This is a genomic window from Polaromonas sp., assembly GCF_029945895.1.
In the GTDB taxonomy this organism is placed as follows: domain Bacteria; phylum Pseudomonadota; class Gammaproteobacteria; order Burkholderiales; family Burkholderiaceae_C; genus Polaromonas.
Window position 1 is genome coordinate 1 of sequence record NZ_JAQSDL010000091.1, and the last position, 11951, is coordinate 11951.

Below are 11951 nucleotides of genomic sequence, written 5' to 3' on the forward strand. Positions count from 1 at the left end.
CCCCGTGGCGCGGGTGGAGGCGCTGCTGGCCCGCTACCCGACGCTGATGGGCGAGTTGTCCTACCGGCCCGGCCTCACTTGCGACGGAGGGAAACTGTGCCCCGAGTGGCGCGCGCTGCTGCTCAAGTACCCCTCGCGTTTCATGATCGGCTCCGACACCTGGGTCAACCAGCGCTGGCAGTATTACGAAGAACTCATGAAGGGTTACCGCACCTGGCTGGGTGATTTGCCGCCCGACGTTGCGCGGAAAATCGCCTGGGACAACGGCGCCTCTCTGTTTGGCGTCAAGTAGGCTCGGCGCCTCTTTTTGGTTCGATCAGGATCTGTCATGACGATGAAGCTTTATTACGACCCCAGCACCGCTTCCATGGTGCCGCACATCGTGCTTGAAGAAATCGGCGCGTCTTACCAACGTGTGCTGGTGGATCGCACGAAAAACGCGCACAGGACCCCAGACTACCTCCGCCTCAACCCGAATGGTTTGATCCCCGTCCTGGTTGAAGGCGATCTGGTGTTGTATGAAACCGCGGCCATCTGCCTGCACTTGTGCGACACGCATCCCGAAGCCGGGCTGGCGCCGACCGTAGGGACAGCCGAGCGCGCGCACTTCTACAAATGGCTGATGTGGTTGACCAACACACTGCAGGCCACGCTGATCACTTACTTTTATTCTGAGCGCTCGGTGGCCCCGGGCAAGGCCGCCAGCGCGGCAGAGGTCAAGGCGCAGGCCGAAGTGAAAATCGGCGTCATGCTCGACCAGCTGGATGTCGAACTGGCACGCCATGGCGGTCCCTGGTTTGCCGGCGAGAAGTACAGCGCGCTGGACGCGTATGTGCTGACCCTGTGCCGCTGGACGCGCAACTTCCAGACGCCTGCCGCACGCACGCGTGCGCATCTGGGCCCCTACCTGCAGCGCATGCTGGCGCGGCCGGCGGTGTTGCAGGTCTTCGCAACGGAAAAGATCGCCCAGCCTTGGGTCTAGGCCTGGCGGGATGACGCGGCGCCGTCGCGCTGCGCCTGCTCGATCTGCTCCACCAGTACTTCCGGGTGTGTCGCCTTTTTCAGGATGTGCACGGCGGGATCGTCGTTCATGGACACGCCGACCTTTTTGGCGATGCGCTCCAGCATCTGCAGCATCTTGGTGTTTTCCTGTTCCGTCAGCAGGTTGATCTGCAGGTCCAGCTGGTTGCGCCGTTCGCTGATGCGCAGCTCGTGGTTCTGGCTGATCAGGATGAAGGTCGACAGGAAAATCGCTTCGAGCGACACCACCAGTGTGAGTAAGGTAAACGGGTAAGGGTCGAAGTGGGGCATTGCAGAGGCTGAATTGACCAGCAACCAGAAGGAAAATATCGCCACGTGCACCCCGACAAAAGTCATGGAGCCGCAAAAACGGGCAATGAGGCTGGCGATGCGGTCAGAACGGCTGCGCGAGGCGAGTGCGGCTTCTTCCAGGCGCTGCATGGCCTGGACGTTCTGACGCGTCAGGTCGTCGACGCAGACCGGTTCTGCGGCGGCCCCGGGATCACCATAAGGGGTGGTTCTTGCTGTGGCGGCTGAGCTCATCGCAACTCCTTCGGCTTGCGGTGGAGGAAATGCCGCTGTCAGGTGCCCGGACCCTGTACCGCGCGGCGGGTGTACAGCGCATTTTCTGTGGCGGCGCCTGCGGCGGTATTGTCAAAAATGCACCAGACCGTGTCAGCCGCCGCCGCTTCCAGGACGAGCCGTGCCGCCAGCCGGTCCAGCAGCATGTTGCTGTAAGCCGAGTAGTACATGCGCGGCGACCCGTGCAGCCGCAGGTAGACCAGGCCGGGCCAGCCACCGGGCTGTGTGCCCGCTTCAAACAGCACCGGATCGGCCAGCACGCGGCCCACTTCAAACGAACGCAGCAAGGCGTCGGCGGGCGGCTCGAACCAGCTGGCGTGCCGGGGTTCGAGTGCAATGGGGCCGATGTGCTGCTTTCTCAGGGTTTGCAGAAAGCCGGCCACCACGCGGCTGTCCAGTGCCAGGCTGGGCGGCAGCTGCACCAGCAGGCAGCCCAGCCGGTCGCCCAGCGCGCAGGCCTGGTCCAGAAAACTGCGTAGCAGCGGTGCACACCCTGACAGGCGCTTTTCATGGGTGATGGTTTTGGGCAGCTTGACCGAAAAACGGAAACCGGCGGGTACCGCCGCGGCCCAGCGTTCATAGGTGGCCGGCTGGTGCGGACGGTGGAACGACGAATTGATTTCTACCGCATTGAAGCGCTGGGCGTAACGCTGCAGGTGGGTGCCGGTGTCGGGGAACTGCGGCCAGCTCTGCCTGGGAAGGCTCCAGCCGGCGCAACCGATGCGCACCACCGCCGCCATGTCCCTGCTTCCTAATGCCTGCTTCGGGCCAGGTAGCGTTTGCGCCAGAAGACCGACACCACCACCGCCACCAGCAGCACCATGAAACCGAAGGTCCACCAGAAGCCGCTGGTCTGGTGAATCAGGGGCATGAACTCGAAGTTCATGCCGAAAAAGCCGGTGATCAGGTTCAGCGGCAGGAAGATCGCGGTCAGCGCGGTCAGTGTGCGCATGATGTCGTTGGTGCGGTTGCTTTGCGCGCTGAAGTGGATCTGCACCACCGTTTCGGCCGATTGTTCGAGCCGGCGCGCATGGTGCACCACCCGCTCGATGTGTTCGATGACATCGCGCGCCCGCGCCACCATCTGGTCGCGCCGGGTTTGTGCGAGCTGGGCGTCGGCGGCAAACGACGACATCGGCTGCTCGCGCAAGGAATCGAGCCATTCCTGCATCGCGTCGTGCTGCTCGTCGCACAGGTCTTCCAGCACATGCAGCTGGCTGCGTGCGCCCATCAGCGAGCCCCAGTTGATAAAACGCGAATTGGGCTTGAGCAGTTCAGCCTGCCAGTGCTCGAGTTGTGTGGTGAGTTCCTTGCGCACGTCCAGGTAGCTGTCCACCATGGCGTTGACCATGCGCAGCACCAGGTCGGCCGGGCTTGAAGGGATGCGGCTGCGCGCCGACACGCTGTCCACGCTGAACTTGGCGTCGGTCAGCGAGCGCTGAATGAAACTTTTGGCGGTGTAGCAGCCGCGCGGGTGCACGCTGATCAGGAGCCGGTCAAACACCACAAAAGCCACCGCCCGGGAGCTGATGCGGTTGAAGGCGGGCAGGCCGCCGCGCGGCTTGGGGCGCGGCAGCTCAACTTGCTTTCCAGCTGCCTCGGTGGTGGTGTCCTGTTCGGTCTCGGCCCGGGTTTCCACCTGCGTGGCGAGCCGGCGGAAAATGATGAGGTCGTAGATCGAGGTGTAGTCGTAGTGCGAGGGATGGGTGGGGTTGGCCAGGTCCCTGGAATGCAGGTCCAGCAGGGCCGAGCCGCCCAGTTGCTGCGCCGCCTGCTGAATCAGCGCCTCGTGGGTTTCGAATTCGTCGCGATCCAGAAACAGCCAGACAAAACCGTCTGCCGGCGCCCGCGCCGGCAGGGTGTCTGAAAAGCGCAGGCTGTCGGCGGTGAATTCAACAATTTGCACGGTGTCTGTCTGGTTTGGATTCAAATTGGCCTGTAGCCCTTATCTGGCGGGCGCTGACAGCTATTTATTCTGTAGCAAACGCGCCGCCGCGATGGCGAAGTAGGTGAGCACGCCATCGGCACCGGCGCGCTTGAAGGCCAGCAGGCTTTCCATCATCACCGCGTCATGGTCCAGCCAGCCGTTTTGTGCGGCGGCCTTGAGCATCGCGTATTCGCCGCTGACCTGGTAGGCGAAGGTCGGCACGCCGAACTCGTCCTTCACGCGGCGCACCACGTCCAGGTAAGGCATGCCGGGTTTGACCATCACCATGTCGGCGCCTTCGGCAATGTCCATGGCGACTTCGCGCAAGGCCTCGTCGCTGTTGCCCGGGTCCATCTGGTAGACCTTTTTGTCGGCCTTGCCGAGGTTGCCCGAGGAGCCGACCGCATCGCGGAAGGGGCCGTAAAAGGCGCTCGCGTATTTGGCGCTGTAGGCCATGATGCGGGTGTGGATCAGCTTGCGCGATTCGAGCGCCTGACGGATCGCGCCGATGCGGCCGTCCATCATGTCGCTGGGCGCAACGATGTCCACGCCGGCTTCGGCCTGGGCCAGCGCCTGCCCGACCAGCAGCTCAATCGTCTCGTCGTTCAGGATATAGCCGGTCTCCTTGTCAGGCAGACCGTCCTGGCCGTGGCTGGTGAAGGGGTCCAGCGCCACATCGGTCATCACGCCGAGCTCGGGGAAACGTTTTTTCAGTTCGCGCACCACACGCGGCACCAGGCCGTCGGGGTTCAGGGCTTCCTTGCCGTCGTAAGTCTTGAGCGAGTTGTCGATCACCGGGAACAGCGCCATCACCGGGATACCGAGTTGCACACACTCTTCAGCCACCGGCAGCAGCAGATCCAGGCTCAGGCGCTCGACGCCGGGCATGGAGGCCACAGCCTCGCGGCGGTTGTTGCCTTCGGTGACAAATACCGGGTAAATCAGGTCATGGGCACTCAGCGCGTTTTCACGCACGAGATTGCGCGTGAAACTGTCGCGGCGCAGGCGGCGCGGCCGGCCGAGCGGGTAGGGGGCGAAGTTGGAGGCGTGCAGGGTCATGGCCAAATTGTGCCAAAGCTTTGTCATGCGCGAGGATTAATCTACGCCGCCGCTCATCTGTGCGCTACCGAACATGACGGGAAAGTCTGTCCATGCCATTGGTCGCACTGCGCTTGTCATGGCGTCGCATGCGTGGTTAGAATGCGCCGTGCCGCCGCCTTTTTGGTGGCGGCACCCCGCTTTTCCTCCCTGAGCGGGTGCCTTCAAGTGTCACAGCAGACAAGGCTTCCAGGCCCGGTTGGCCCCGCGTCAACCGGGCATCTTTTTTTGGGACGGCTTCATCAATCCATTTTCCGGGCGAATTGCGGCACTGAGCGTCAGCGAACGCCTGGCATTCGGCGGTGCTCGCAATCCTCATGTACCTGGGTACATTCCGGTTGCTGTGCTCCGGGCGCCTTGCACTTCATCCCGCAAAATGAATTTCTGAAGCCGTCCCGGTGGCAGCTTGGTTCTTGCAGACGAGGGCATGAACAGGCCCTAAACTCACCCGATGCTCTGGGTCAAATCACTCCACATCGTTTTTGTCGCCAGCTGGTTTGCCGGCCTGTTTTACCTGCCGCGTATTTTTGTCAACCTGGCGATGGTGCCGCCGGAAAGCCTGGCCGAGCACGAGCGTCTGATCCTGATGGCGCGCAAGCTCCTGCGCTTCACCACGATTCTGGCCGTGCCCGCGCTGGTCTTCGGCCTGTGGTTGTGGCTGGGTTACGGCATAGGGCGTGGCCCCGGCAATGGCTGGATGCACGCCAAGCTCGTCATCGTGGCGCTGGCGCTGGGTTATCACCATGCCTGCAGCCGCATCCTGTCTACCTTTGTGGCCCGCCGCAACACCCGCAGCCACGTGTGGTGGCGCTGGTTCAACGAAGTGCCGGTGCTGCTGCTGCTGGCGGCCGTGATACTCGTCGTCGTCAAGCCGTTCTGACAGACAGGACGGCACCGCGTGAGCTCTCCGAATTCACCAGACGCCATGCCAGCAGACGCGGGCGAACCGGCTTCGCCGGGCGACTCGCGTCGCCCCCTGCAAGGGGGAAAGGAACTACACGGAGCAAAGCGGAGCGAGAACGATGGGGGTGAGTCAAACCCTTCGGGCGAACCGGCTTCGCCGGGCGCTATGCGTCGTCCCCTGCAAGGGGAGGCAGAACTACACGATGCGCAGCATCGTGAGGATGTCAGGGGTGTGCCACCTTTTTCCCTGCAAGGGGAGGCGGAATTACACGGAGCGAAGCGCAGTGAAGACGGCAGGGGTGTGCAACAAGCCATGAAGCGCAGTAAGGACGACGGGGGTGAGCCAACTTCCGGTGTGCAAACAGCCGCCTGGCCGCTGGCGCTGGCCACGGTGTGCCTGATTGTTTACGCCAGCCTGTACCCGTTTTCAGAGTGGCGCAATCAGGGCATCTCGCCGTTCAATTTCCTGACCGCACCGCTGCCGCGTTACTGGACCGGGTTCGATGTCGGCGTCAATCTGGCAGGGTATGCGCCGCTGGGTTTTCTGCTCGCCCTGTCGGCCCTGCGCAGCGGCCGCGTGGCCTGGGCCGTCACCGTGGCGGTGCTCGGTGCCGGCCTGCTGTCACTGGTCATGGAAACGCTGCAGAGTTATCTGCCTTCGCGCGTGCCATCGAATGTCGATCTGGCACTCAACACCGCGGGTGCCTGGCTGGGCGCATGCAGCGCCTGGCTGCTGGAAAAAGCCGGCGCCATCGTCCGCTGGAGCCGCTTTCGGGTGCGCTGGTTTGTGCGGGATGCCCGCGGTGCACTGGTGCTGCTGGCCCTGTGGCCGGTCGCGCTGCTGTTTCCGGCCTCGGTGCCGCTGGGGCTGGGGCAGGTGCTGGAGCGGCTGGAATACGCACTGGCTGACGTGCTGGCCGACACGCCGTTTCTGGAGTGGCTGCCGGTGCGCGACATCGAACTGCAGCCGCTGGTCCCCGGCGCTGAAGTGATCTGTGTGGCGCTGGGCGCGCTGATTCCCTGTCTGCTCGGTTACTGCGTGATTCGCACCCTGCTGCAGCGCGCCGTGTTCCTGATCGTCATGCTGGCGGCCGGCATCGCGCTGACGGCCCTGTCCGCCGCACTCAGCTACGGACCAGACCACGCCTGGGCCTGGCTGGACCTGCCGGTGCGCGTTGGCTTGATGACGGGCGGCGTGCTGGCCGTGCTGCTGGCGCCGGTGCCGCGCCGGGTCGCCGCTGCGCTGCTGCTGCTGGCCTTGAGCATTCATCTCTCGCTGCTCAACCAGGCGCCGGTCGGCCCCTATTTTGCCGAGACGCTGCAGATCTGGGAGCAGGGGCGCTTCGTCCGTTTCAACGGTTTGGCCCAGTGGCTGGGCTGGCTCTGGCCTTATGCGGCCGTGCTGTATGTGCTGGTGCGCTTGTCCAGCCGCCGGGCCGTCGACGCCGGCGAAAGTAAAATCTAGCCATGACCTCCCCCAGCGCACCCCCCGCCTCCTACTACGAGCGGCACATCTTTTTTTGCCTGAACCAACGCGGCAGCGGTGAAGACAGCTGTGCCAACCACCAGGCCCAGGAGGGGTTTGACCGCTGCAAGGCGCAGGTCAAGGCGGCCGGCCTGGCCGGACCGGGCAAGGTGCGGGTCAACAAGGCCGGCTGCCTGGACCGCTGCGCGGCCGGGCCGGTGGCCGTGGTCTACCCCGAGGCGGTCTGGTACACCTATGTGGATGCGCAGGACATCGACGAAATTGTCGAGTCGCACCTGAAAAACGGCCAGGTGGTCGAGCGCCTGCTTACGCCTGCGCACCTGGGGCGCTGAGCCCACGCACCACCTCCGTCAGCGATGTTTTTGCATGTTTTATGGCCCCAGTCCTTATGGGACGGGCGCAGATAGCTACTCTTTTGGTAGCAAATTGAATCCCCTGAAGTTGTCCCCATGAACGCTCAAACCCAGAAAAGCAGCGTGGCCGGCCCGGCCGGCGCGATTGAAACCGCACTGGACGCGCCCGCCGGGCCGTCGCGCGGCGTTGCCGTGATCGCGCACCCGCATCCGCTGTTCGGCGGCACGCTGGACAACAAGGTGGTGCAGACGCTGGCGCGCGCCTTCACCCAGGCCGGGTGGACCGCGGTGCGTTTCAATTTCCGCGGTGTGGGTGCCAGTGAAGGGACGTACGACGAGGGTCGTGGCGAGATCGACGACATGCTGGCGGTGGTGCAGCAACTGGCGCCGGCCGGGGCGCTGGCCCTGGCCGGCTTCTCCTTTGGCGCTTTCGTGACTTCACACGTCTTTGAGCGCCTGCAGACCCTGCGACCCATCGACAGGCTGGTGCTGGTCGGCACCGCCGCCAGCCGCTTTGCGGTGGCGTCCATCCCTGAAGCCGCCCATGCGCAGACGCTGGTGATCCACGGCGAGCAGGACGACACGGTGCCGCTGCAGGCGGTACTGGACTGGGCGCGGCCGCAGGTACTGCCTGTTACGGTTGTCCCCGGCGGCGGGCATTTCTTTCATGGACAATTGCCGCTTCTGAAAAATCTTGTGATTCGCCACCTGGGCTGACTGTTTCAGGCCGGCGCCGGGCTTGCCGCCTCTTCCTTTTTCATCTTTTCCCAATTTCAGGTCTTATCTCCCCATGCACCGATTTCTGACTGTTTTCCGTGGCCTGGCGTCATCGCTTGTGCTGCTTTCTTCCGTGGTCCTGCTGCCAGTGGCGCAAGCGCAGATGCCGCAGGCGCCGGAAGTGGCTGCCCGCTCCTACCTGCTGCTTGATGTCACGGCCAACCAGATCCTCGCTGCCAAGGACATCGACTCCCCGGTCGAGCCGGCCTCGCTGACCAAGCTGATGACCGAATACCTCGTGTTTGACGCGCTCAAGGCGAAAAAAATCACCCTCAAGCAGACCTTTCCGGTCAGCGAGCGCGCCTGGAAAATGCCGGGCTCGCGCATGTTCATCGATCCCAAGATGCAGGTGCCGGTGGAAGACCTGATCAAGGGCATGATCGTCCAGTCCGGCAATGACGCGACCATGGCGCTGGCCGAGGGCGTGGGCGGCACGGCTGAAAACTTCGTCAAACTCATGAACGAGCAGGCCAAGGCGTTGGGCATGAAATCGACTTCCTACAAAAATCCGGAAGGCCTGACCGAGCCGGGCCACACGACCACGGCGCGCGACCTGAGCATCCTGTCGACCCGCCTGATGCAGGATTTCCCCGACTACATGGGCTTTTCGGCGATCAAGAAGTACCGCTATCCGGGCACGCCAGCGGCCAACGACACCAACCGCAACACCCTGCTGTTTCGTGACCCCACGGTCGATGGCCTGAAAACCGGCCACACTGCTGCCGCTGGCTACTGCATGATTGCCACGGCCAAACGCGACTTTCCCAACCTGGGTGCCGCCGGCGCGCCGGGCGGCCGACGCCTGGTGGCCATCGTGCTGGGCGCCACCAGCGACAGTGCCCGCGCCAATGAGTCGCAAAAGCTGCTGAACTGGGGGTACACCGCGTTTGAGGCGGTCAAGCTGTTCGATGCCGGCCAGGCGGTGGTTTCGCCGGCGGTCTGGAAGGGCAAATCCAGCACCGTCAAGCTGGGCCGGCCCGAGGCCATCGTGATTGCCGTCCCGGCTGGCAGCGCCGCCAAGGTCCAGACCCAGGTCGCCCGGCCCGACCCGCTGGTCGCGCCTTACACCCGGGGGCAGGCTCTCGGGACGCTCAAGGTCAATGTGGGCGGCGGCGAGACCATGGTGGACATCCCGCTGGTCGCGCTCGAAACGGTGGAAGAAGCCGGCATTCTGGGCCGTGCCTGGGATTCGATCCGGCTCTGGATCAAATAAGCCGCGCGCTCCCCCGGGAGCCATGGGCAGGGTGCCGGAGGCCTCCTCCGGCGGGCCAAATTTGCAGATGGCCCCCCAAACTGCTACACTCGAGGGCTTTTCCGGAATTTCCGGGGAGATCCACGTTTTCACGTAAATAGTCACGTATTTCAGTCAAGTCAGATATCAGACGTTTAGGGACGTTTTAAATGCCAACCATCAATCAGCTAGTTCGCCAGGGGCGCGAGGTCGAAAAGATCAAGTCCAAGAGTCCTGCGATGCAGAACTCCCCCCAGCGCCGTGGCGTGTGCACCCGTGTGTACACCACGACGCCCAAGAAGCCAAACTCCGCTCTGCGTAAAGTCGCCAAAGTGCGCCTGACCAACGGGTTTGAAATCATCTCCTACATCGGCGGCGAAGGCCACAACCTGCAGGAACACAGCGTGGTGCTGGTTCGCGGCGGTCGTGTCAAGGACTTGCCCGGTGTGCGTTACCACATCGTCCGTGGCTCGCTCGACCTGCAAGGCGTGAAAGACCGCAAGCAGTCGCGCTCCAAGTACGGTGCGAAGAAGCCAAAGGCCAAATAAGCCAGACCGGCTCGGGTTTCATGACCCGCGCCAGAAGAAGTTGTCATGACGTCTTCAAAAACAGGTGTTTGAATCACCCTGGCAGGTGTTTCAAGCGAAGTGACCCAAGTGCAAATTGTTGCGCCGGTCGAGTAAGTGAGGGTTTTGATAACTCTCGCGGTGCTGCCCAAAGCGGTGCCAACTGAAGCAAAGAGGTGAAAAAATGCCACGTCGTCGCGAAGTCCCTAAACGTGAAATTCTCCCTGACCCAAAATTTGGCAATGTTGACCTTGCCAAGTTCATGAACGTCATCATGCAAGGCGGCAAAAAAGCTGTCGCCGAGCGTATCGTCTATGGCGCCCTCGAGCAGATCGAGAAGAAGAACCCCGGCAAAGATCCGCTGGAAGCTTTCCACATGGCCATCGGCAACATCAAGCCCATGGTCGAGGTGAAGTCCCGCCGTGTCGGCGGTGCCAACTACCAGGTGCCGGTTGAAGTGCGTCCGGTCCGCCGCATGGCCCTGGCCATGCGCTGGCTCAAGGAAGCTGCCAAGAAACGTGGTGAAAAGTCCATGTCCCTGCGCCTGGCCAACGAGCTGATGGAAGCCACCGAAGGTCGTGGCGGTGCCATGAAAAAGCGTGATGAAGTGCACCGCATGGCCGAAGCCAACAAGGCGTTCAGCCACTTCCGCTTCTGATTTTTCGTTCGCAGTATTTGCTGCGCTGATTTGACGGGTTGCCGAGCGGCCTCCAGGTGTTCATCACCTTGACGTCTGGCGGTTCAACCCCAATTTCTGCCAGCTGAGCGCACAACGCACAGCTGGCAGAGGCGCAGAAAACATGAGAGATGTCGTTGCAGGGCGTCTTTCAGCAGTCTTTGTTCGTAACCCCGAACTGAAAGTAATTTATGTCCCGCGCTACCCCCATTCAAAACTACCGCAACATTGGCATTTCCGCGCACATCGATGCCGGAAAAACCACGACCACCGAGCGGATCCTCTTCTACACCGGCGTGAACCACAAGATTGGTGAAGTTCACGACGGCGCGGCCACCATGGACTGGATGGAGCAGGAGCAGGAGCGTGGCATCACGATTACTTCCGCTGCAACCACCTGCTTCTGGAAAGGCATGGACACGTCCCTGCCCGAGCACCGCATCAACATCATCGACACCCCCGGCCACGTGGACTTCACCATTGAAGTGGAGCGTTCCATGCGTGTGCTGGATGGCGCCTGCATGGTGTACTGTGCCGTGGGTGGCGTGCAGCCCCAGTCGGAAACCGTCTGGCGTCAGGCCAACAAGTACAAAGTGCCGCGTCTGGCCTTTGTCAACAAGATGGACCGCACCGGCGCCAACTTCTTCAAGGTCGTGGAGCAGATGAAACTGCGCCTGAAGGCCAGCCCCGTACCCATGGTGATCCCCATTGGTGCCGAGGAAAACTTCACCGGCGTGGTCGATCTGCTGAAAATGAAGGCCATCATCTGGGACGAAGCTTCCCAGGGCATGAAGTTCACCTACAGCGACATCCCTGCCGAGCTCGTCGAGCTGGCCAAGGAGTGGCGCGAGAAGATGGTTGAGGCTGCTGCCGAGGCGTCTGAAGAGTTCATGAACAAATACCTTGAAGAAGGTGATTTGACCGAAGAGGAAATCAAGCTCGGCATCCGCACGCGTACCATCGCCAGCGAGATCCAGCCGATGTACTGCGGTTCCGCGTTCAAGAACAAAGGCGTGCAGCGCATGCTGGACGCCGTGATCGAGTTCATGCCGTCGCCGATCGACATCCCGCCTGTCAAAGGCATGGATGAAGACGAGGCGCCTGTGACCCGCCGTGCTGACGACGAAGAGAAATTCTCTGCGCTCGCCTTCAAGCTGATGACCGACCCGTTCGTGGGCCAGCTCACTTTCGTGCGTGTGTATTCCGGCGTGCTGAAAAAGGGTGACAGCGTCTACAACCCGATCAAGGGCAAGAAAGAGCGTATCGGTCGTATCGTTCAGATGCACGCCAACAACCGCGAAGAAGTCAGCGAAATCCGCGCCGGCGACATCG

13 protein-coding genes and 1 pseudogene are annotated in these 11951 nt (G+C 62.5%); 10 read left to right on the top strand and 4 right to left on the bottom strand.

Features of this window, described 5'->3' with window-relative positions; all coding sequences use genetic code 11:
• Both PSV33_RS13315 and PSV33_RS13320 read left to right on the top strand, forming a co-directional pair.
• Positions 1-292 (top strand): annotated as a pseudogene (locus PSV33_RS13315) (amidohydrolase); the annotation flags it as partial.
• A gap of 36 nt (positions 293-328) precedes the next feature.
• Positions 329-982 carry a glutathione S-transferase family protein gene (locus tag PSV33_RS13320; RefSeq protein ID WP_300562566.1) on the top strand — a complete coding sequence of 218 codons (654 nt, stop codon included), beginning with the start codon at positions 329-331 and terminating at the stop codon, positions 980-982.
• On the opposite strand, the gene PSV33_RS13325 is transcribed toward PSV33_RS13320, so the two are convergent.
• The 4 genes from PSV33_RS13325 to hemB are packed head-to-tail and all read right to left on the bottom strand — an operon-like array spanning position 979 to position 4588.
• Positions 979-1563, bottom strand: coding sequence for a DUF1003 domain-containing protein (locus PSV33_RS13325; protein WP_300562568.1), 585 nt, complete (start codon positions 1561-1563; stop codon positions 979-981). The genes PSV33_RS13320 and PSV33_RS13325 overlap by 4 nt on opposite strands.
• A gap of 38 nt (positions 1564-1601) precedes the next feature.
• On the bottom strand, positions 1602-2342 hold the full coding sequence (locus PSV33_RS13330; protein ID WP_300562570.1) for a DUF72 domain-containing protein: 741 nt from the start codon (positions 2340-2342) through the stop codon (positions 1602-1604).
• Positions 2343-2353: 11 nt separating this feature from the next.
• Complete coding sequence (locus PSV33_RS13335) at positions 2354-3508, bottom strand: magnesium transporter CorA family protein (protein WP_300562572.1); 1155 nt, start codon at positions 3506-3508, stop codon at positions 2354-2356.
• Positions 3509-3568: 60 nt separating this feature from the next.
• The gene (gene hemB, locus PSV33_RS13340; protein WP_300562574.1) at positions 3569-4588 is read right to left on the bottom strand and encodes a porphobilinogen synthase; all 1020 of its coding nucleotides are present in this window, start codon (positions 4586-4588) and stop codon (positions 3569-3571) included.
• Positions 4589-5078: 490 nt separating this feature from the next.
• Between hemB and PSV33_RS13345 the strand changes: the two genes are divergently transcribed.
• The 8 genes from PSV33_RS13345 to PSV33_RS13380 form a co-directional block, all read left to right on the top strand.
• The gene (locus tag PSV33_RS13345; protein ID WP_300562575.1) at positions 5079-5507 is read left to right on the top strand and encodes a CopD family protein; all 429 of its coding nucleotides are present in this window, start codon (positions 5079-5081) and stop codon (positions 5505-5507) included.
• 336 nt (positions 5508-5843) lie between these two features.
• Positions 5844-6995, top strand: coding sequence for a VanZ family protein (locus tag PSV33_RS13350; RefSeq protein WP_300562577.1), 1152 nt, complete (start codon positions 5844-5846; stop codon positions 6993-6995).
• A 2-nt stretch (positions 6996-6997) separates the two neighbouring features.
• The gene (locus PSV33_RS13355; protein WP_300562579.1) at positions 6998-7348 is read left to right on the top strand and encodes a (2Fe-2S) ferredoxin domain-containing protein; all 351 of its coding nucleotides are present in this window, start codon (positions 6998-7000) and stop codon (positions 7346-7348) included.
• A gap of 117 nt (positions 7349-7465) precedes the next feature.
• Positions 7466-8086: an alpha/beta fold hydrolase gene (locus PSV33_RS13360; RefSeq protein WP_300562581.1), complete on the top strand. Its 621-nt coding sequence runs from the start codon at positions 7466-7468 to the stop codon at positions 8084-8086.
• A gap of 73 nt (positions 8087-8159) precedes the next feature.
• Complete coding sequence (locus PSV33_RS13365; RefSeq protein ID WP_300562583.1) at positions 8160-9359, top strand: D-alanyl-D-alanine carboxypeptidase family protein; 1200 nt, start codon at positions 8160-8162, stop codon at positions 9357-9359.
• 188 nt (positions 9360-9547) lie between these two features.
• On the top strand, positions 9548-9925 hold the full coding sequence (gene rpsL, locus PSV33_RS13370) for a 30S ribosomal protein S12 (RefSeq protein ID WP_293595927.1): 378 nt from the start codon (positions 9548-9550) through the stop codon (positions 9923-9925).
• A 202-nt stretch (positions 9926-10127) separates the two neighbouring features.
• A complete protein-coding gene (gene rpsG, locus PSV33_RS13375) occupies positions 10128-10601 on the top strand; it encodes a 30S ribosomal protein S7 (protein WP_077592325.1) in 474 nt (157 codons plus the stop codon).
• 209 nt (positions 10602-10810) lie between these two features.
• On the top strand, positions 10811-11951 hold a 1141-nt coding region (locus PSV33_RS13380), incomplete at its 3' end, for a GTP-binding protein (RefSeq protein WP_300562585.1).

Bases quoted from the DNA above. Each gene is read 5' to 3' on its own strand.
- PSV33_RS13320 (WP_300562566.1), top strand. From the start codon at position 329: ATGACGATGAAGCTTTATTACGACCCCAGCACCGCTTCCATGGTGCCG.
- PSV33_RS13325 (WP_300562568.1), bottom strand. From the start codon at position 1,563: ATGAGCTCAGCCGCCACAGCAAGAACCACCCCTTATGGTGATCCCGGG.
- PSV33_RS13330 (WP_300562570.1), bottom strand. From the start codon at position 2,342: ATGGCGGCGGTGGTGCGCATCGGTTGCGCCGGCTGGAGCCTTCCCAGG.
- hemB (WP_300562574.1), bottom strand. From the start codon at position 4,588: ATGACCCTGCACGCCTCCAACTTCGCCCCCTACCCGCTCGGCCGGCCG.
- PSV33_RS13345 (WP_300562575.1), top strand. From the start codon at position 5,079: ATGCTCTGGGTCAAATCACTCCACATCGTTTTTGTCGCCAGCTGGTTT.
- PSV33_RS13350 (WP_300562577.1), top strand. From the start codon at position 5,844: ATGAAGCGCAGTAAGGACGACGGGGGTGAGCCAACTTCCGGTGTGCAA.
- PSV33_RS13355 (WP_300562579.1), top strand. From the start codon at position 6,998: ATGACCTCCCCCAGCGCACCCCCCGCCTCCTACTACGAGCGGCACATC.
- PSV33_RS13360 (WP_300562581.1), top strand. From the start codon at position 7,466: ATGAACGCTCAAACCCAGAAAAGCAGCGTGGCCGGCCCGGCCGGCGCG.
- PSV33_RS13365 (WP_300562583.1), top strand. From the start codon at position 8,160: ATGCACCGATTTCTGACTGTTTTCCGTGGCCTGGCGTCATCGCTTGTG.
- rpsL (WP_293595927.1), top strand. From the start codon at position 9,548: ATGCCAACCATCAATCAGCTAGTTCGCCAGGGGCGCGAGGTCGAAAAG.
- rpsG (WP_077592325.1), top strand. From the start codon at position 10,128: ATGCCACGTCGTCGCGAAGTCCCTAAACGTGAAATTCTCCCTGACCCA.